Origin of the sequence: Actinacidiphila yeochonensis CN732 (assembly GCF_000745345.1) — a bacterium.
Classification (GTDB): Bacteria; Actinomycetota; Actinomycetes; order Streptomycetales; family Streptomycetaceae; genus Actinacidiphila; species Actinacidiphila yeochonensis.
On sequence record NZ_JQNR01000005.1, the window covers coordinates 3,888,164 to 3,905,882 of the forward strand.

The following is a 17,719-nucleotide window of genomic DNA, read 5'->3' on the forward strand; positions in this document are numbered from 1 at the left end:
AGACGGTGTGTCGCCCCGCTGTCCGCCTGCCGCGCGGTGCCCTCCGCTCCCTCCGCCGACCCGCGCCGCCAGCAGGTCTCCGACGCAGTCGGTGAAGCCGTTGGCCGGCGAGTGTCCGTGTCCTTCAGCGGAGCCGCCCACGGTGGCCTGCTCCACCGCAGGCCGTCGTCGTCGTCGTCGCTGAGCGCCCGCCGCACGGGCGACGGACGGGTGAGGCCCCGTCACACGCCGGCCGGGGAAGCCGGTCGGGACCTGGTGCGCGGTTCCGGGCACCGGACCGTGCTGGTCGCCCCAGGCAGGTCGTCGCCGCCGGAGTTCAGCGGTGGCGGCACGGGTCGGCGGAGGGAGCGGACAGGAGGCGTCGGGAGGGGACAGGGGGCGTCGGGAGGCTCGTCAGGCGGGGGCGGGCAGGTCCACCAGCTCCGCCAGGCGGGCCCGGTGGCGGCCGGGGGTACCCAGCGCGATGGCGTCCGCCTTGGCGCGCTTGAGGTACAGGTGTGCCGGGTGCTCCCAGGTCATGCCGATCCCGCCGTGCAGTTGGACGGCCTCCTCCGCCGCGCGCACCGCCGCCTCGGAGGCGTACGACGCGGCCACCGCCACCGCGACCGCCGTGTCGGCCGAGGCAGCCGCAGGGTCCCGCGCCAGCGCGTCGGCAGCGGCCCGGGCCGCCGCCCGTGCCGAGAGCACGTCGAGCCACACGTCGGCCAGCCGGTGCTTGAGGGCCTGGAAGGAGCCCAGCACCCGGCCGAACTGGTGGCGCTGCCCGAGGTGGCGGACCGTCTCGTCAAGGCACCACTGGGCCACGCCCACCTGCTCGGAGGCCAGCAGCCCGGCGCCCGTGAGCAGGGCCCCGTCCAGTGCGGCCGCCGGGTCGGCCGCGGGCAGGCGCCGGGCGGGCGCGGCGGCCAAGGCCACGTCGGACAGCGGGCGGGTGAGGTCCAGCGAGGAGAACGCCGCCACGTCCGCGTCGGCCGCCGCCACCTCGAACAGCGCCGGCCCGTCCGGGCCCAGCGCCGCCACCACCAGGACGTCCGCGCCGAGCGCGTCCGCGACCGTCGTCACCCGGCCGGCCAGCCGCCAGCCCGCCGTGTCGTTCCCCTCGGCCCGGACCGAGCCGGGGAACGCCGAGCCCGGCACGGCGGCCAGCGGCACCGTCAGCGCGCCCGCCGCCCGCCCGGACGCCAGCCGGCCCAGCAGCCCGGCCACCGCCGGGTCAGCGGTGTCGCAGCACAGCAGCGCCGAGACGGCCAGCACCGCGCTGCCCAGGAACGGCGTCGGCGCCACCGCCCGGCCCAGCTCCTCCAGGACCACCGCCGCCTCCCGGGCCGACGCGCCCTGCCCGCCGAGCCGTTCGGGCACCAGCAGCCCGGCCACCCCCAACTCGGCCGCCAGCAGCCGCCACAGCGCCGGGTCGTACGGCTGCGCCCCCTCGATCCGGGCCAGCACCGCCGGGTGCGGGGAACGGTCGGCGAGCGCGGCGCGCACGGCGGCGCGCAGGCCGTCCTCGACGTCGGAGTAGAGCAGGTTCATCGCGGCAGGTCCTTCCACGGGACGTCCTTGTCGGTGCGCGGCTCGGCCGGCAGCCCCAGCACCCGCTCCGCGACGACGGTGCGCAGGACCTCCGAGGTTCCGCCCTCGATGGAGTTGCCCTTCGCCCGCAGGTAGCGGTAGCCGGCGTCGCGGCCGTAGAAGTCGACGCGGCTCGGGCGGGCCGTCTCCCAGTCGCCGTAGCGCAGCCCCTCCTCGCCCAGCAGCTCCACCTCCAGGCCGCTGACCTGCTGGTTGAGCCGGGCGAAGGCAAGTTTCAGCCCGGAACCCTCCGGCCCCGGAGCGCCCGCGGCGAGCTGCTGCCGCACCCGTTCGGCCGCCAGCCGCGCCACCTCGGCGTCCACCCACGCGGCCAGCAGCCGGTCGTGCAGCTCCGGAGTGCGCAGCTCCGGGCGCTCCCGCCACGCCCGGGCCGGTCCGGCGATCATGCCGCCCTCGCGGGGCAGCGCCATTCCGCCTATGGCCACCCGTTCGTTCATCAGGGTCGACTGCGCCACCCGCCAGCCCCCACCGACCCCGCCCAGCCGGTGCGCGTCGGGTATCCGCACCCCGGTCAGGAACACCTCGTTGAACTCCGCCTCGCCGGTGATCTGGCGCAGCGGCCGCACTTCGACGCCCGGGGCGGCCATGTCGCACACGAAGTAGGTGATGCCCTGGTGCTTGGGCAGGTCCGGGTCGGTGCGCGCGATGAGGATCGCCCAGCGGGCGGTGTGCGCGCTGGACGTCCAGACCTTCTGGCCGTCCACGATCCAGTCGCCGTCGCCGTCGCCGTCGCCGTCGCCGTCGCCGTCGCCGTCGCCGTCGCCGTCGCCGGCCGCGCCTTCCGGGTCCCCCGGCGCTGGGTTCTCCCGGACCGCCCGGGTGCTCAGCGCCGCCAGGTCCGAGCCGGCGCCGGGCTCGGAGAAGAGCTGGCACCAGACCTCCTCGCCCGTCCACAGCGGGCGCAGGAACCGCTCCTTCTGCTCCCGGGTGCCGTAACGGAGGATGGTGGGGGCGGCCATGCCCAGGCCGATGCCTATCCGGCGCGGGTCGTTGTCCGGGGCGCCGGCCGCGGCCAGTTCGGCGTCGACCACCGGCTGGAGCGTGCGGGGAGCGTCGAGGCCGCCGAGCCCGACCGGGAAGTGCACCCACGCCAGCCCCGCGTCGAACCGCGCCCGCAGGAACTCCGCGCGCGGCACCCGCGCCGGGTCGTGCGCGGCCAGCAGCTCCGCGACCCGTGCCCGCAGCTCCTGCTCCCGAGGCGTCACGTCTTCCGCTGTGCGCCGCTCAGCCATCGGCCATCGCCCTCTCCCGCGCGCTCCCGCCGCCCGACCGCCCGCCCTCCGGCAGGCGCACCGCCCGCACCACCCGGCGGCCGGTCCGGCGACGGAAGTGGTGCTAAGCAAGCGCTTGCTAAAGTAACGCGAGTGGGACGCCCTGCCTAGGGCTGGACGGACCCTTGCCGGACGGTGTCCGGCGAAGCCGACGGGAGCCAGGACACGGGCGGGCACGGCAGGGCAGGGCGCGCCGGTGAGCGGGGCGTACGGGCGGATGCCCCGCACCGCCCGGGCCACAGCCCGCACCGCCCACCAGCTCCGCCGCGTCCTCGGGGAACGCGTCGGACAACCGTCCCCGGACCGTCGGACAACCGTCCCCGGACGTCCCGAGGGCGGCCCCGTCGGGCGCTCAGCCGCTCCGCACCACGGCGGGCGCGCCCCGGGGCCGGCCGCCGGAGCGGGAGCGGCGCCGGAGCCCTGGGCGGGCGCAGCGGTCGCCGCGGCCGGAGGGGAGGCCGGCAGGGGGCCGAGGGAGCGGCTGAAGCGGTCACAGCCCTGGAGCAGGGCGATGCACACCGCCGCGAGCACGGTGACGACGACGAAGACGGCCAGCCGCTGCCGCAGCAGCCGCCGTCGCGGGTCAGCGGCGGGCCGCCGGCCGGCGGGGGTCCGCGCGGGCGTGCGCGCCGGTGTCCGGGCGCTCCGCTCGCCCGCCCTGGACGGGCGCGGAGTGCGGTCCTCGCCCTGGCGGGGGCGGCCGTCCCGGCCACCCGCCGTCCGTGCCGGCGGATGGCCGGAACGCCCGGCGGTGCCGGAGCCGCCCGCCCGGGAGGAACGCTCCCCGCCCGGCGCGGACCGCCCGGAGGCGCCGCCCCGGGAGGGCCGTTCGGCGGCACCCGGCCAGGAGCCGGCCGCACGCCCCGGCCGCTCCCCGGCCGGCGGGCGCGGCGCCGGGGTGGTCCGGGAGGACGGTCCCGGCGCCGGGCGCCGCTCCGTGCGCTGGAGGGCGTACTCCTCCGCGCGGCGCCCGGTCGGCCGCTCGGGGCGCGGGCCGCCGTCGGACAGGCCCCGCGGCGCCCCGATCCCGCGCGCCTCCCGCGCGGCGATCTCCGACAGCCGCTCGGCGATCCGCGCGGTGTCCGGCCGCTCCGCCGGGTCCTTGGCCAGGCAGGCGTAGACCAGCGGCGCCAGCGCGTCCGGCACCCCCGTGAGATCCGGCTCCTCGTGCACCACCCGGTAGAGCATCACCTCGGAACTGCCCTGGCCGAACGGAGAGTCGGCGGTCGCCGCGTACGCGAGGGTGGCGCCGAAGGCGAACACGTCGGTGGCGGGGGTGACGGCCGCGCCCCGTACCTGCTCGGGCGCGAGGAAGCCCGGCGAGCCGACCGCCGTCCCCACGTGCGTCAGCGTGCTCGCGCCGGTGGCCCAGGCGATGCCGAAGTCGATGATCCGCGGGCCCTTCGGGGACAGCAGGATGTTCGACGGCTTCAGGTCCCGGTGCACGACCCCCGCCTCGTGCACCGCCACCAGCCCCTCCGCCAGGGCCGCCCCGATCGAGGCCAGTTCGGCGGCGGGCACCACGCCGTCCTCGGCCACCTTGTCGTGCAGGGACGGGCCCGGGACGTACTGGGTGGCGAACCAGGGGCGTTCGGCCTCCAGATCCGCCGCCACCAGCCGGGCCGTGCAGCCACCCCGGATGCGCCGCGCCGCGGAGACCTCCCGGGCGAACCGCGAACGGAACTCCTGGTCCTCCGACAACTCGGGCCTGATCACCTTGAGCGCCACCCGCTGGCCGCGCTTGTCCGCGCCCAGGTACACCACGCCCATGCCGCCCGCGCCGAGCCGCCGGTGCAGCCTGAAGGCGCCGACGACCCGCGGGTCCTCGCGCCGGAGCCGCGTCATCGCCATGTCTCTTCCGTCCCCTGCCTCCGGTGGTGGGGGACCGGTCCCCACTCCGCCGACTGGCCGTTCGGCCGCCCCACAGCTTATGTACTGACGTCCCCGCCCGTGCTGATGCCTCGCAGGCGGCTCCCGGTGAAATGTCGGTGCCCGGTGGCACCCTGAGAGGTGGGCAGCGGCCCACCGGTCCGGTCGAATGGCCGTCAGGGCCGTGAAGCCGCGTGCCCTGGCGGGCAGTTGACCGAGGGGGAGTGACGCCGTGAAGGGTGACCGGGTAGAGATCGTCGTCGACGCGGGGGACACCACCCGCACATACGAGGTGGCCGCCACCCGCGCCGGCCGGCGCGTGGAGACGGCGGTGCGCAGGGGAGTGGTGGAGGTGAGCGAGGTGACCCGCGGCGGCACTCCGGTGCGCACCGCGCGGTTCATGGCCAGCCGGGTGCTGGCGCTGGTCGAGCACCCGGTGCCGAGGGGCGACCCCTCGGGGACACCCCTGGATTCCTGAGGGCGGCCCTCCACCCAGGGGAGTAGGCGCCGGGCCCGCCCTCATCCTCCGGGAGGCCCGGCAATGGGTACGAGGGCATGACGCCGGGGGCGGACGGCGGCCCGTAGATTGGGTGCCAGGCGGTGGTCAGGAGTACTCGTTCCCCGAACGGGCCTGCCGCCTCCAGCAGTCCCTGCACGGCTCCAGCCGCTCCGGCGGCCGGAGCCCGCCACAGACGCGACCGCCGAGTGCGGCGGTCGGACACACGTCGTCCGTGGCCGGCCCAGTGGGTGCCCTCGCGGTGCCCCAGGCCCGGAAGAGCGGTCCGGGCCAGGACCACCGGTCTCGACCCCGTGGGGACGGGGGTAGGCGGGCGGCAGCGTCGCCCGGGTATCCATCGATACCCGGGCACAGCGCTGCCCGGAACCAGACGGCGGCGGAGCCGGGCGTGGACGGACGAGGCCGTGGGGGACCCGGGATCTGTGGGGGACTCAGGATCACGGCACGACGAAAAGCCCGGAGGGCCAGAGCCTTCCGGGCTTTCGAGCGTGTGACCGACGACGGCCCACGATGTGATGTGGACGATACTGGGATTGAACCAGTGACCTCTTCCGTGTCAGGGAAGCGCTCTCCCGCTGAGCTAATCGTCCAGGGTGGTGCGGTACTGCGTGCGCGATACTGGGATTGAACCAGTGACCTCTTCCGTGTCAGGGAAGCGCTCTCCCGCTGAGCTAATCGCGCGGGGGTGGAACGGTACTGCTGAGACTCCTCGCGGAGTCCGTGGACGATACTGGGATTGAACCAGTGACCTCTTCCGTGTCAGGGAAGCGCTCTCCCGCTGAGCTAATCGTCCTTGGAGGTGGAGACGGGATTTGAACCCGTGTAGACGGCTTTGCAGGCCGTTGCCTCGCCTCTCGGCCACTCCACCAACACAGCGGGGGCCCGGGAGGTCCCCCACATCGAGCGGACGACGAGATTCGAACTCGCGACCCTCACCTTGGCAAGGTGATGCTCTACCAACTGAGCCACGTCCGCATGTACTGTCACCGGTCACGCCCTGGCGACGAGTTGAACTCTAGCGGATTCCCGGGCCAGCTCAAAAACCGGTTTCCGCAGCGTGCCGGGCCAATGACCGCGGGTCGGCCTGCGGAAGGCCGGCGGACCCCGCCCACCAGCGCTCCGGCCGCCCCCGTGCCGCCCCGCTCCGGGCTCCGGCCCGGGCCCGCTCCCGGCCGCCGCGCCTGCCCGTTCTCCCCCGCTCCACCGACGTCCGGGTGCCGTCCGCCCTTCGCGAGCCCGCTCCCCCCGCCGCCCGTACGGCGTCCCGCCCCTGCCCCCGCCCCGCAGTCACCCGTCGCCGATCCGCGCCCCGCCCGCCAGCAGGTGCTCACGGCGCCCCGGCGCCGGGCCCGCGGTACGGTCGGCACCCGCGTCGTCGCAGCCGCCCGCGAGGCGGACGACGGCAAGCCGTGCCCGACCCGTGCCCGTGCCCGACGAGTGCCCGACCCGTGCCCCGGCCACAGCCCCGATCAGGGCGCGAGCCGCCTCGGGCCGCCGGTGGACGTCGCCCGCGCGACCCGACGCGGTCGTGACCCGACACAGTGAGGAGCCCGTGCCGCCCCCCGCCACCCTGCCGCCCCTGGCCCGCTTCGGGCGGATTCTGGCCACCGGCCTGCGCGACGTCACCAGCGACGTCTCCGCCCTGGACTCCGCCGGCTTCTGGGCGGTGGCCGCCGACTTCGAGGGGCGTGCGGTGTGCGCGCGGTTCGGCGAGGTCCGGCGGCTGCCCGCCCCCTACGCCGCCGGCAGCGCCCCGGCCGTCCCCTGGCGCGGTCCCGACCCCGCCGCCTGGACGTCGTCGCTGGACCGCGCCGCCTACGTCGCGGGCGTGGCCGCCGTCCGCGAGCGCGTCGCCGCCGGCGAGGTCTACCAGGTCAACCTCTGCCGCGTGCTGTCCGCGCCGCTGCCGGCCGGACGCGGCGGCGGCCGCCCCGGTCCCGACGTCGACGCGCTGGGCGCCGCCCTGGCCCGCGGCAACCCCGCCCCCTACGCCGGGACCGTCCGGCTGCCCGCCCACGGGGTGGAGATCGCCACCGCCTCACCCGAGCTCTTCCTGCGCCGCCGCGGCGCGGTCGTCGAGTCCGGCCCGATCAAGGGCACCGCCCGCACCCCGGACGGCCTGCTGCCCAAGGACCACGCGGAGAACGTGATGATCACCGACCTGGTCCGCAACGACCTGGGCCGGGTCTGCGCCACCGGCTCCGTCACCGTGCCGGCGCTCTGCGCGCTGGAACGGCACCCCGGGCTGGTCCACCTGGTCTCCACCGTCCGCGGCGAACTGCGGCCCGGCACCGGCTGGCCCGAGCTGCTGGCCGCCACCTTCCCGCCCGGCTCGGTCACCGGCGCGCCGAAGTCGAGCGCGCTGCGCGTCATCGCCGAGCTGGAGACCGCGCCGCGCGGGCCGTACTGCGGCGCCGTCGGCTGGGTGGACGCCGACCGGGGCACCGCCGAACTCGCCGTCGCCATCCGCACCTTCTGGCTGGACCGGGAGGCGTCCGGCGGGCCCGTCCTGCGCTTCGGCACCGGCGCCGGCATCACCTGGGGGTCGGACCCGGCGGGCGAGTGGGCGGAGACCGAGTTGAAGGCCGCGCGGCTGCTTTCGGTAGCGTCGTAGCCGTAAGGGGTGTTCCGGCCGGGCTTTTCACCTGGTGGGGCGGGGCGTGCACCGGCGGCAGCGGCGGAAGGACGAAATGGTGAGTATCTGGGTGGACGGCGCCCTGCGGGAGCCCGCGGACGCCACGGTGTCGGTGTTCGACCACGGGCTGACGGTCGGCGACGGCGTCTTCGAGACGCTCAAGGCGACCGACGGGCGGGCCTTCGCGATGACGCGCCACCTGGAGCGGCTGGCCCGATCGGCGCGCGGTCTCGGCCTGCCGGAGCCCGACCTGGACGAGGTCGCCCGCGCCTGCGAGGAGGTGCTGGCCGCCAACCCGATGCCGTTCGGCCGGCTGCGCGTCACCTACACCGGCGGCCTGTCCCCGCTCAGCTCCGACCGGGGCGAGGCCGGCGCCACCCTCGTCGTCGCCCTCGGCGCGGCCCAGCCCCGGCCCGACACCACCGCCGCGATCACCGTCCCGTGGACCCGCAACGAGAAGGGCGCCCTGGCCGGCCTGAAGACGACCTCCTACGGCGAGAACGTGGTCGCCCTGGCCCGGGCGCACGAGGCCGGCGCCTCCGAGGCGCTGTTCCCCAACACCCAGGGGCGGCTGTGCGAGGGCACCGGCTCCAACGTCTTCGTGGTGATCGACGGGCAGCTGCTGACCCCGCCGCTGGAGTCCGGCTGCCTGGCCGGCATCACCCGCGCCCTCGTCGCCGACTGGGCCGGCGCGCGGGAGGCGGACCTGCCGATGGAGGCGCTGGCGGAGGCCGAGGAGATCTTCCTCACCTCCTCGCTGCGGGACGTCCAGGCCGTGCGCCTGCTCGACGGCCGCGCGCTGCCGGAGGCCCCCGGCCCCGTCACCGCCAAGGCCATGCGGATCTTCGCCGAGCGCTCGGAGGCCGAGCCGAACCCGTAGGACGCGGGCCTGCGGGTCCCGGCCCGGGGTCCGTTCCGTCTGCCAGACTGGGCCGACACCCCGGGGAGGCTTCCACGTGACCACCACCCTGCGACCGGCCGGGCCCGAGCGGACCGGCCGGGGCGGCTCCCGCGTCCGCGACTACACCGTCTGCGTCAACAGCCGGCCCGTCGGCGGTGTCCGGCTGGCCACCCACCACCGCTACGGCCCGATCGTGGGCCGCGTCGAAGCGCTCGCGGTCGACGAACCCGACCGGGGGCGCGGCCGCGGCACGGTCGCGGCGCTCGCCGCCGAGGAGGTGCTGCGGCAGTGGGGCTGCGTGCGGGTGGAGGCGGTGGTCCCGGCCGGGGCCGGGCGGCGCTGCGCATGGCGACCGCCCTCGGCTACACCGAGCACGACCGCACCATGGTCCTGGACCTCTCCGCCCGCGCCCCCGGCAGCCGCCACCCGCTGCCCGCCGGCAGCGCGGTACGGCCGCTGCGCGAGGACGAGCTCGGTCCGTGGCTGGACGCCCGGCGGGCGGGTTTCGTCGCGAGCCTGACCAGCCGGGGCGCCACCGAGGAGCAGGCCGCCGCCCACCAGGCCGCCTCGATGCGGGAACTCCTCCCGGACGGCGCCGCCACCGCCGGTGCCGCGCTGCTGGTCCTGGAGCACGACGGCGTCCGCGTCGGCACGGTGTGGGTGGGCACGGCCCAGCCCGCCTGGGTGTTCGCGGTGGAGGTGGACGAGGGCCGGCGCGGGCAGGGCCACGGTCGCGCCCTGATGCTCGCGGCGGAGAACGCGGCGGTGGCCGCGGGCGCGCGGGAGCTGGTGCTCGACGTCTTCGCGGGCAACGCCCCCGCGATCCGCCTCTACGAGTCCCTCGGCTACACCGTGTCCGAGTACACCTTCGCCAAGACGCTGCTGTAGCAGGGCCGTCGGGGCTGCCGCCGCCGGTCCGGGCCACCCGGGCCCCGCATCCGCTGTCGCCGGGGCCGGGAGTGGCGGGCCGCCCTTGCGGCGCGCCCGTCCGTACGGCGGGGTGGCCCGTGGCCGGGCGACCGCGGCGCGGGCAGTTCAGCCCAGCAGCGCGTCGACGGACTCCTCGATCCGCTCGCGCAGGCCGTCCTGGCTCTTGGAACCGTCCAGCAGCTTCCCGCCCACCACGTACGTCGGCGTGCCCTTGACGCCGATCGCCTTGCCCTCGGCGAGGTCGGCGTCCACCACCAGCAGGTGCCGGCCGTCGACCAGCGCGGTGTCCACCTCCTCCGCGTCCAGGCCCAGCTCGGCGGCCACCTCCACCAGGAGCGGCTCACCCCGTTCGGCCAGCTCCTCCACCCGGGCCAGCACCGCGCCCGCGTAGGCGAGGCCGCGCCCCTGGGCCACGGCCTCCTCGTACGCCTGGGCGGCCGCCAGCGCGTGCCGGTGCCTTTCCAGCGGGAGGTGCCGAAACTGGACGTCGAGCCGGTCGCCGTACCGCTCGCGCAGCGCGGCGACGTCGTCCAGGGCGGTGCGGCAGTCAGGGCACTGGAGTTCGCACCAGAACTCCAGGACGACGGGGGAGGGGGTGTCGGTCATGGGCCCAGTCTCCCACCCGCCGAGCCGCCGCCCGCCCGCCGATCCCTCGTCCCGGCGGCGTACCGCGCGGGGACGAGGCACCTCCGGGGCGACCCGGACATCACCCCGAGATCCCGGGGAACGGCCCCCTGGACATGGCCGTCCCGGCCGGCGGCGAGGCACGATGGAGTGCAGCCCCGCCGTGCGGGCGCCCACCCGCGCCCGTACGGTCCGAACCGCCGTCCCTGGAGTCGCCGGACATGTTCACCGACCTGCTGTGCGCCGCCCTGACCGCGGCCGGGCTGGCCATCGCCTTCGCCACCGCCTACCGGCGACGCTTCCGCGCGGCCGTCCGCACCGCCGCGGTGGCGCTGCTGCCGCTGGGGCTCGCCCTGTCCGGGCTGGTCACGCTGGGCCGCCGGGTGGGCACCGCCGCCGCCGACTGGGGCGCCGACCTGATCCTCAAGCCCACCGTCTGGACGGGCTTCGCGATCCTGGCCTGCTCGGCGCTCCTCTTCGGGGCCGGCCGGCTCTTCGCGGGCCGGGGCGGCCGGGCCGCCCGCCAGGAGGCCGAGGCCGCGGCGCCGCGGGCCGCCGCCGTACCGGGCGGGTCCGCTCCCGCCCTCGGCAGCGGCCGCGAGCCGGCCGTCTCCCGGCGCCGTGGATCGGGGTCCGGGTCCGGGGCCAGGTCCGGCGGGACGTCGGAGTTCGCCGAGATCGAGGAGATCCTCAAGCGGCGCGGCATCTGACCTCGCCCGCCCGCGGCGTCCGTCTCCGGAGAACCGGCCGCAACCCGCCGCGACGGGCCGCAACCGCCGCGACGGCCGCCGCTGTCCGTCCGCCGCCTCTCGTGGAGCCGGACGGCCCGTCCTGGGCGCCGTCCGCAGGCGTCCGTTCCGCCGCCGCACCGACCGGGTACTCTGCCGGAGCTACGCTCACACGCCTGTGCGAACCCTCCCGCGTACTTGCTGGTCCGAGGGCCGAGGCGACCGCAAATCCCTTACCAGGTCCGCGTGTTGGCCGCTCGGACCGCCGCCGCTGAGCGATCATCGCCGTGTGCAGCCCAACCCGGGGGATTCCCACGCCCCTGCCCGCCCGGACAGCGAGGTACCGCGTGTCCCCGCCCGCGCCTTCCTGACCCGCGTCATCCCGTCCGCCGCTCCGGTCCGGGTGGTGACGGTCCCGGAGGTCGACGTGCTCGATGTACGCGACGCACGCGAGGTGCGCGACCGCGAACCGGTGTGCGCCCTCGCCCTGGGTCCCGGCGCGGTCCCGGACGGGGGGCTGGACGCGGGTCTGGACGGGGGCGTCGATCCCGCGCTCGATCCCGTCCTGGACGCGGAGCTCGACGCCGAGTTCGAGGCGAGTCTGGACGCCGAGCTTGAGGCAGACCTCGAAGCAGAACTCGAAGCAGAGTTCGAGGCCCGCCAGGAGGAGGCGGCCGGCGGCTGTTCCGCCCTGGCCGTGCCGCCCCCTGCCCGCACCCCCGCCGGCCTCCCCGTCGCGCCCCCGCCGGCCCCGCCGTACGCCCCCTGGACGCGCCGGGCGGGTACGGGCTGCCGAGGCAGGGCCGCGGCTTCCCGGCGGAGGAGCGCGCGTCGACCCGAGGGCTCCGGGTCGGGCGCGTGCCCGAGCCGGTGCGGGCCGCCGGCGGGACGCGCGGGAAGGGGGCGCGTACGACGGAGTTCGTCGAGCCGCGGGGATGCCTCTACGCGCTGTCGCAGCCGCCGCTGATGCTGTTCCTGTGCGTCATCGGCGGTCTGATCGGCGGCGGCGCGGCCTGGGACCTGCTCTTCCTCTGAGCCCTGGGGGCGTGAGTCCCGATGCCCGAGCCCCGAACGGCCTCGGCCCTGAGTGCCGGGTCCCGGCGTGAGCGGGGCGCCCGTGGGGCCGGGGCGCAGCCGTCTCGGGACCTGCCGGGCGCGGCGGTCGACCTGCCGGCCTGGGGCCGGCCGTGTGCCGGGAGAGGGCGGCGACGCGCTGGAGCCGCTGCGACGGGGCGCGAGGTCCCATGGCAGCGGCTCCAGAGCCTGCGGCGGCGGACTGACGGAATCCGGCGCGGCAAGGTGAGTCCGGGCGTCCCCCCGAGTAGGACGGCCACGGACGGTCGGGGAGACGGTGCTCAGCTCTCCGCGAGGATGTGCGAGAGCTCCGTGTCCAGATCGAAATGGCGGTGTTCGGTACCCGGCGGCACCGCGGCGTCCGTCCGCTTCAGGAAGGACTCCAGGGCACGCGCCGGGGCTTCCAGCAAGGCTTCACCCTCCGGGGAGCTGAGGGCGATGCACACGACGCCCTGACCGTGGCTGCGGGACGGCCAGACGCGGACGTCGCCGGTGCCCGTGGGGCGGTGCAGCCCCTCGGCGAGCAGGTCGCGGGCGAAGACCCACTCGACCGTCTCTTCGGCACCGGTGTGGAAGGTGGCGTGCACGGCATACGGATCGGCCGTGTCGTACCGCAGGCCCGCGGGCACGGGCAGTGAGGATTCGCTCGACACGACGAGGCGCAGGTGCAGCTCGCAGCTGACCGTGGTGTTCATAAGCGCCAGGGCCTTTCGCTCAGTGTGCGCTCGGGGATTCGCACGTCGGCGAAATCGACATGCCACCTGCGGAGACGTTGTAAACACCTCTGAGGTGTTTGTGAGGCTTCAGGTACCTCGTCCGGCTCATCCGAATACCTCGGACGGCGGCTGGTCGCCGTGCCCCTGGCCTGCACGGCCTCCCGGTGCGCGGGCAGAGCGTGACGGAGAGTGATTTTCCACCCTCTTGGGTCGTACGTCAGTTCGGTGAATGCGGAAGGTTGTTCCCCCGTTGCGGAAGGTGCCCACGGGGGCCGGGTCGCGAGCGAGGGCTCGGCGGGGCACTCTGGGGACAGCCGGTGCGCGCCTCCGGGCGGGCCGACGAGTGGCCGGCTCCCCGGGACGGTGTCGCGAGCGGTGCGCTGAGGCGGTCGAGGTGGTCGGGAGGGCCTCTGGTGTGGGGTAAAGTTGTTCTCGCACCTCGGGCGATTAGCTCAGCGGGAGAGCACTTCGTTCACACCGAAGGGGTCACTGGTTCGATCCCAGTATCGCCCACCGTGGTCACACCGCAGTTCGCTGCGGAAACACCGAATGGCCGTCCTTGTCGGGGCGGCCATTCGGCGTTCCCGGGCGGGTCCCCCTCGCGGGGACGGGTGCTCGGCGGCGGACGGCCGGTCGCCTCCCGCGCGGCGCGTACGCCTCCCGCGCCCCCTCGAAGCCCGCCGTGCCGTGCGCATCGGTGCCCCGGGCGATGCCGTCCGTGATGTCCCGCGTCGTGGTCCTCCTCGTCGGCCTGTCCAGGACCCTCGCGGCGAGCCGACTCGGCGTCACATTCCCGCAGCGGAAGCGCGGTTGGGCTGTTCTGTACCGGGGGTGCGCGGCAGTCCGAGGCGGCGGGAGGCCGGACGCTCCGGGGTCTTGGGCGGACTCCGGCGGAAGCGGGGGCGGGTGGAGGTGAACAGCGCTGACGGAGACGGGACTTATCCCTTCACGTCGAGGACGGGAACTCCCCTGATCGTTCGTGTCGCCGCGAGGAGCTGTTCACCCTGACTTCACGGGAGACGGGAAGGGCGGGCGGATGCTGTCGCGGCAAGTGTCGTTGCCTACGGTGTGATGAAGGGCTGCAGAGTGATCTCCCGTCTCCTGCGTGGTGTTGGGTTCACCTCCGTGATCGTGCTGACCGTCGGTTCGGCGGCGGCCTGCGGAGGCGGCCACGGGCACTCCACCGCGAAGGCCTCCGCGCCCCCGGCCTCCACCGCGCCGGCCTCCCCGTCGACCGCCACCTCGGGTTCGCCATCGGATTCGCCGTCGGGTTCGCCCTCCACCGCTTCCGCCCCGCCCTCGGCCACCGGTTCCGCGCCGATCTCGGAGAAGCAGCTGGACAGGGCGATCGACGCGTTCGGCCAGGTGGAGTCGACCGGCCTCAAGGAGGACACGTCCCAGGCGTCCGACGGGGTCTACACCGAGAGGGCGAAGGTCATCTCGGGCGGCGCGAGCTGCGAGACCTTCCTCAACGCGACCGAGCCGTACGCGGCCGCCTACGGCGCCTCCGCTGAGGTGGACCGCGACTATCGCGCGACCACCACGGACGGCCAGGAAGAGGTGAAGGTCTCCCTCGTCAGCCACACCTCGCCGGCCGCGGCGCGGCGGACCGTCGAGGACACCCGGAAGTCCGCCAAGGACTGCCCGCACCTCACGGACGGCACCGACGGCGCGAACACGCGGATGAACCTGGCCCCGCTCGCCCAGCCCGCCATGGGCGACGACTCCACCGTCGTCAGGGTGGGAGTGCAGGCGGGTGGCGATGCCGAGCTGACCGCGCTGGCGGTGACCCAGGTGGGATCGGTGACCGTTCAGGTCATGACCGTCAGCGGGAAGCACTACGACTACGGAGTCGCCGACGAGGTGACCAAGGAACTCGTGGGTGTGGCGGGAACGCTCTCTCCCCTCCTCAACTGAGCGGCGGGGGTTCCCTTCGTCCGTCCGGCGGGACCGCCGGACGGGACGGGTTCCCCGGGGTGCGCGGTGCCAGGGCCCCTCTCGTGGGCACACTGGACCCATGGACTGGAACCACTACCGGTTCCACTGCTCATGGCGGGTGGACGCCGACCCCGGCGCCGTCCACGAGGTGCTGGCCCGCGCCGACCGGTACCCCGAGTGGTGGCCGCAGGTCCGCGGGATCCGGCGGACCGGCGAGACGACCGCCGTGCTGCGGCTGCGGTCGCTGCTGCCCTACGACCTCGTCGTGACGGCCTCCTCGCTCCGCGACGACCCGCGCACCGGTGTCCTCGAAGTGGCCCTGAGCGGCGACCTGGAGGGCTGGGCCCGCTGGACGGTACGGCCGGGCCCGCGGGCCGCCGGGCGGACGAGCCCCTCCACGGTCCTGGACTACGAGCAGGAAGTCGCCGTCACCAAGCCGCTGATGAGGGTGCTGGCCCCGCCCTGCCGGCCCCTCTTCCGCGCCAACCACGCGCTCATGATGCGCTCCTGCCGCGCCGGCCTGCGCGCCCGGCTCGCCGCCGCGCGGCATCCCGTTTGAACCCGGGGCCCGTCGCCCTGTAATGTTCCAGTCGTCCCGGGCGATTAGCTCAGCGGGAGAGCACTTCGTTCACACCGAAGGGGTCACTGGTTCGATCCCAGTATCGCCCACCAGACCGAGGCCGGTCCGGGCTCCGCGAACAGCGAAGCCCGGACCGGCCTCGTCGTTTCCCCGGCCGCCGCCCACGACGCGGGCGCTTCGCCCTCCGGGCGCCCGGGCCGAGCCCGTCGGCGGGGCGGTTCTCCACAGGCGGTGGTATCGGCTTCGCGGTCGGGGAGCGCGGCTCGGTACGATTCAGCGCAGGCGGTGGCCGACGGCTCCGCCGTACCCCGCACAGTGTGCGCGCGAGCGCTCAAGCCTGAAGTCAGGAGTAGTCCGGTGTCAGACCTCCGTGTGATCATCAAACGCGATTCCGCCGAACCGGAAGAGCGGGTGGTCACGACGGGCACGACCGCGGCCGCCCTGTTCGAGGGCGAGCGGTCGGTGGTCGCCGCGCGCGTCGGGGGTGAGCTGCGCGACCTCACCCACCCGCTCGCCGAGGGCGACGAGGTCGAGCCGGTCGAGATCACCAGCCCCGACGGCCTGAACATCCTGCGCCACTCCACCGCCCACGTGATGGCCCAGGCCGTGCAGCAGGTCTTCCCGGAGGCCAAGCTCGGCATCGGCCCGCCCATCAAGGACGGCTTCTACTACGACTTCGACGTCGAGCGGCCCTTCACCCCCGAGGACCTCAAGGCCGTCGAGAAGCGGATGCAGGAGATCCAGAAGCGCGGGCAGCGCTTCTCCCGCCGCGTGGTCACCGAGGAGGAGGCGCGGGCCGAGCTCGCCGCCGAGCCCTACAAGCTGGAGCTGATCGGCCTCAAGGGCGGCACCGCGGGCTCCGAGGACGGCGCGGACGTCGAGGTGGGCGGCGGCGAGCTGACCATCTACGACAACCTGGACGCCAAGACCGGCGAGCTGTGCTGGAAGGACCTGTGCCGCGGCCCGCACCTGCCGTCGACCCGGCTCATCCCCGCCTTCAAGCTGATGCGCAACGCCGCCGCGTACTGGCGCGGCAGCGAGAAGAACCCGCAGCTCCAGCGGATCTACGGCACCGCCTGGCCGAGCAAGGACGAGCTCAAGGCGTACCTCGACTTCCTGGAGGAGGCCGAGAAGCGCGACCACCGCAAGCTCGGCTCCGAGCTCGACCTCTTCTCCATCCCCGAGCAGATCGGCTCCGGCCTGGCCGTCTTCCACCCCAAGGGCGGCATCATCCGCCGGGTGATGGAGGACTACTCGCGCCGCCGCCACGAGGAGGAGGGGTACGAGTTCGTCTACACCCCGCACGCCACCAAGGGCACCCTCTTCGAGACGTCCGGCCACCTGGACTGGTACGCCGACGGCATGTACCCGCCCATGCAGCTCGACGAGGGCACGGACTACTACCTCAAGCCCATGAACTGCCCGATGCACAACCTGATCTTCGACGCGCGCGGCCGCTCCTACCGCGAACTGCCGCTGCGCCTGTTCGAGTTCGGCACGGTGTACCGGTACGAGAAGTCCGGCGTGGTGCACGGCCTGACCCGCGCCCGCGGCTTCACCCAGGACGACGCGCACATCTACTGCACCCGCGAGCAGATGGCCGACGAGCTGGACACCACGCTCACCTTCGTGCTGAACCTGCTGCGCGACTACGGCCTCACCGACTTCTACCTGGAGCTGTCCACCAAGGACGAGGAGAAGTTCGTCGGCAGCGACGAGGTGTGGGAGGAGGCCACCGAGACGCTGCGCAAGGTCGCCGAGAAGCAGGGCCTGCCGCTGGTCCCGGACCCGGGCGGCGCCGCCTTCTACGGCCCGAAGATCTCGGTGCAGACCCGCGACGCCATCGGCCGCAGCTGGCAGATGTCGACGATCCAGCTCGACTTCAACCTGCCCGAGCGGTTCGGCCTGGAGTACACCGCCCCCGACGGCACCCGGCAGCGTCCCGTCATGATCCACCGGGCGCTCTTCGGCTCCATCGAGCGGTTCTTCGCCGTGCTGCTGGAGCACTACGCCGGCGCCTTCCCGGCCTGGCTGGCGCCGGTGCAGGCGGTCGGCATCCCGGTCGGCGACAACCACGTGCCGTACCTCCAGGAGTTCGCCGCCGAGGCGAAGCGCAAGGGCCTGCGCGTGGAGGTCGACGCCTCCTCGGACCGCATGCAGAAGAAGATCCGCACCTGGCAGAAGCAGAAGGTGCCGTTCATGATCATCGTCGGTGACGACGACATGTCGCACGGCACGGTCTCCTTCCGCTACCGCGACGGCTCGCAGGAGAACAACATCCCGCGCGACCAGGCGCTGGCCAAGCTCGTCGACGTGGTGGAGCGCCGGGTCCAGGTCTGAGGCTCG

Annotated in this window: 12 protein-coding genes, 7 tRNA genes and 2 pseudogenes; 11 read left to right on the top strand and 10 right to left on the bottom strand. The window is 74.9% G+C overall.

All coding sequences use genetic code 11. The features are described 5' to 3' along the window. Positions 1-393 precede the first annotated feature (393 nt). The 3 genes and pseudogenes from BS72_RS27755 to BS72_RS38860 all read right to left on the bottom strand — a co-directional run. On the bottom strand, positions 394-1,530 hold the full coding sequence (locus BS72_RS27755; protein WP_037914473.1) for an acyl-CoA dehydrogenase family protein: 1,137 nt from the start codon (positions 1,528-1,530) through the stop codon (positions 394-396). Continuing rightward, complete coding sequence (locus tag BS72_RS37535; protein ID WP_051952049.1) at positions 1,527-2,822, bottom strand: acyl-CoA dehydrogenase family protein; 1,296 nt, start codon at positions 2,820-2,822, stop codon at positions 1,527-1,529. Before BS72_RS37535 ends, BS72_RS27755 begins: the two co-directional genes overlap by 4 nt. Before the next feature lie 1,155 nt (positions 2,823-3,977). Then, positions 3,978-4,712, bottom strand: a pseudogene (locus BS72_RS38860) (serine/threonine-protein kinase); the annotation flags it as partial. A gap of 250 nt (positions 4,713-4,962) precedes the next feature. Between BS72_RS38860 and BS72_RS27765 the strand changes: the two are divergent. Next, a complete protein-coding gene (locus tag BS72_RS27765) occupies positions 4,963-5,208 on the top strand; it encodes a hypothetical protein (RefSeq protein ID WP_037914474.1) in 246 nt (81 codons plus the stop codon). A gap of 557 nt (positions 5,209-5,765) precedes the next feature. Here BS72_RS27765 and BS72_RS27770 read toward each other — a convergent pair. From BS72_RS27770 to BS72_RS27790, 5 genes are all read right to left on the bottom strand, one after another. Then, a tRNA-Val gene (locus BS72_RS27770) sits at positions 5,766-5,837 on the bottom strand. A gap of 19 nt (positions 5,838-5,856) precedes the next feature. Next, positions 5,857-5,928 (bottom strand) — tRNA-Val (locus BS72_RS27775). Positions 5,929-5,968: 40 nt separating this feature from the next. After that, a tRNA-Val gene (locus tag BS72_RS27780) sits at positions 5,969-6,040 on the bottom strand. A 1-nt stretch (position 6,041) separates the two neighbouring features. Continuing rightward, positions 6,042-6,115: transfer RNA gene (locus BS72_RS27785), tRNA-Cys, on the bottom strand. 34 nt (positions 6,116-6,149) lie between these two features. Further along, a tRNA-Gly gene (locus tag BS72_RS27790) sits at positions 6,150-6,222 on the bottom strand. Between the two features lie 577 nt (positions 6,223-6,799). Between BS72_RS27790 and BS72_RS27800 the strand changes: the two genes are divergently transcribed. The 3 genes and pseudogenes from BS72_RS27800 to BS72_RS27810 all read left to right on the top strand — a co-directional run bounded on the left by BS72_RS27800 (position 6,800) and on the right by BS72_RS27810 (position 9,671). Continuing rightward, on the top strand, positions 6,800-7,861 hold the full coding sequence (locus BS72_RS27800) for a chorismate-binding protein (RefSeq protein WP_198545967.1): 1,062 nt from the start codon (positions 6,800-6,802) through the stop codon (positions 7,859-7,861). Positions 7,862-7,940: 79 nt separating this feature from the next. Then, entirely contained in the window at positions 7,941-8,762 is an 822-nt protein-coding gene (locus BS72_RS27805; RefSeq protein WP_037917996.1) for an aminotransferase class IV, read from the top strand. Positions 8,763-8,838: 76 nt separating this feature from the next. Beyond that, positions 8,839-9,671 (top strand): annotated as a pseudogene (locus BS72_RS27810) (GNAT family N-acetyltransferase). 147 nt (positions 9,672-9,818) lie between these two features. Here the strand turns inward: BS72_RS27810 and BS72_RS27815 are convergent. Further along, positions 9,819-10,319 carry a DsbA family protein gene (locus BS72_RS27815; RefSeq protein ID WP_037914477.1) on the bottom strand — a complete coding sequence of 167 codons (501 nt, stop codon included), beginning with the start codon at positions 10,317-10,319 and terminating at the stop codon, positions 9,819-9,821. 239 nt (positions 10,320-10,558) lie between these two features. Here BS72_RS27815 and BS72_RS27820 point away from each other — a divergent pair, with 239 nt between their 5' ends. After that, positions 10,559-11,047 carry a hypothetical protein gene (locus BS72_RS27820; protein ID WP_037914478.1) on the top strand — a complete coding sequence of 163 codons (489 nt, stop codon included), beginning with the start codon at positions 10,559-10,561 and terminating at the stop codon, positions 11,045-11,047. A gap of 876 nt (positions 11,048-11,923) precedes the next feature. Continuing rightward, a complete protein-coding gene (locus tag BS72_RS36850; protein WP_157856346.1) occupies positions 11,924-12,100 on the top strand; it encodes a hypothetical protein in 177 nt (58 codons plus the stop codon). A gap of 320 nt (positions 12,101-12,420) precedes the next feature. Here the strand turns inward: BS72_RS36850 and BS72_RS27825 are convergent, their stop codons facing one another. Beyond that, on the bottom strand, positions 12,421-12,834 hold the full coding sequence (locus tag BS72_RS27825) for an SsgA family sporulation/cell division regulator (protein ID WP_003959770.1): 414 nt from the start codon (positions 12,832-12,834) through the stop codon (positions 12,421-12,423). A gap of 462 nt (positions 12,835-13,296) precedes the next feature. Between BS72_RS27825 and BS72_RS27830 the strand changes: the two genes are divergently transcribed. The 5 genes from BS72_RS27830 to thrS all read left to right on the top strand — a co-directional run bounded on the left by BS72_RS27830 (position 13,297) and on the right by thrS (position 17,713). Further along, positions 13,297-13,368 (top strand) — tRNA-Val (locus BS72_RS27830). Positions 13,369-13,980: 612 nt separating this feature from the next. Further along, positions 13,981-14,772: a sensor domain-containing protein gene (locus tag BS72_RS27840; protein WP_157856347.1), complete on the top strand. Its 792-nt coding sequence runs from the start codon at positions 13,981-13,983 to the stop codon at positions 14,770-14,772. A gap of 100 nt (positions 14,773-14,872) precedes the next feature. Further along, complete coding sequence (locus BS72_RS27845; RefSeq protein ID WP_037914483.1) at positions 14,873-15,352, top strand: SRPBCC family protein; 480 nt, start codon at positions 14,873-14,875, stop codon at positions 15,350-15,352. Positions 15,353-15,390: 38 nt separating this feature from the next. After that, positions 15,391-15,465 (top strand) — tRNA-Val (locus BS72_RS27850). 265 nt (positions 15,466-15,730) lie between these two features. Beyond that, on the top strand, positions 15,731-17,713 hold the full coding sequence (gene thrS / locus BS72_RS27855) for a threonine--tRNA ligase (RefSeq protein ID WP_037914484.1): 1,983 nt from the start codon (positions 15,731-15,733) through the stop codon (positions 17,711-17,713). Positions 17,714-17,719: the final 6 nt, after the last annotated feature.

Coding starts and splice junctions, on each gene's coding strand:
- BS72_RS27820 (WP_037914478.1), top strand. CDS start 10,559: ATGTTCACCGACCTGCTGTGCGCCGCCCTGACCGCGGCCGGGCTGGCC.
- BS72_RS27825 (WP_003959770.1), bottom strand. CDS start 12,834: ATGAACACCACGGTCAGCTGCGAGCTGCACCTGCGCCTCGTCGTGTCG.
- BS72_RS37535 (WP_051952049.1), bottom strand. CDS start 2,822: ATGGCTGAGCGGCGCACAGCGGAAGACGTGACGCCTCGGGAGCAGGAG.
- BS72_RS27845 (WP_037914483.1), top strand. CDS start 14,873: ATGGACTGGAACCACTACCGGTTCCACTGCTCATGGCGGGTGGACGCC.
- BS72_RS27815 (WP_037914477.1), bottom strand. CDS start 10,319: ATGACCGACACCCCCTCCCCCGTCGTCCTGGAGTTCTGGTGCGAACTC.
- BS72_RS27755 (WP_037914473.1), bottom strand. CDS start 1,530: ATGAACCTGCTCTACTCCGACGTCGAGGACGGCCTGCGCGCCGCCGTG.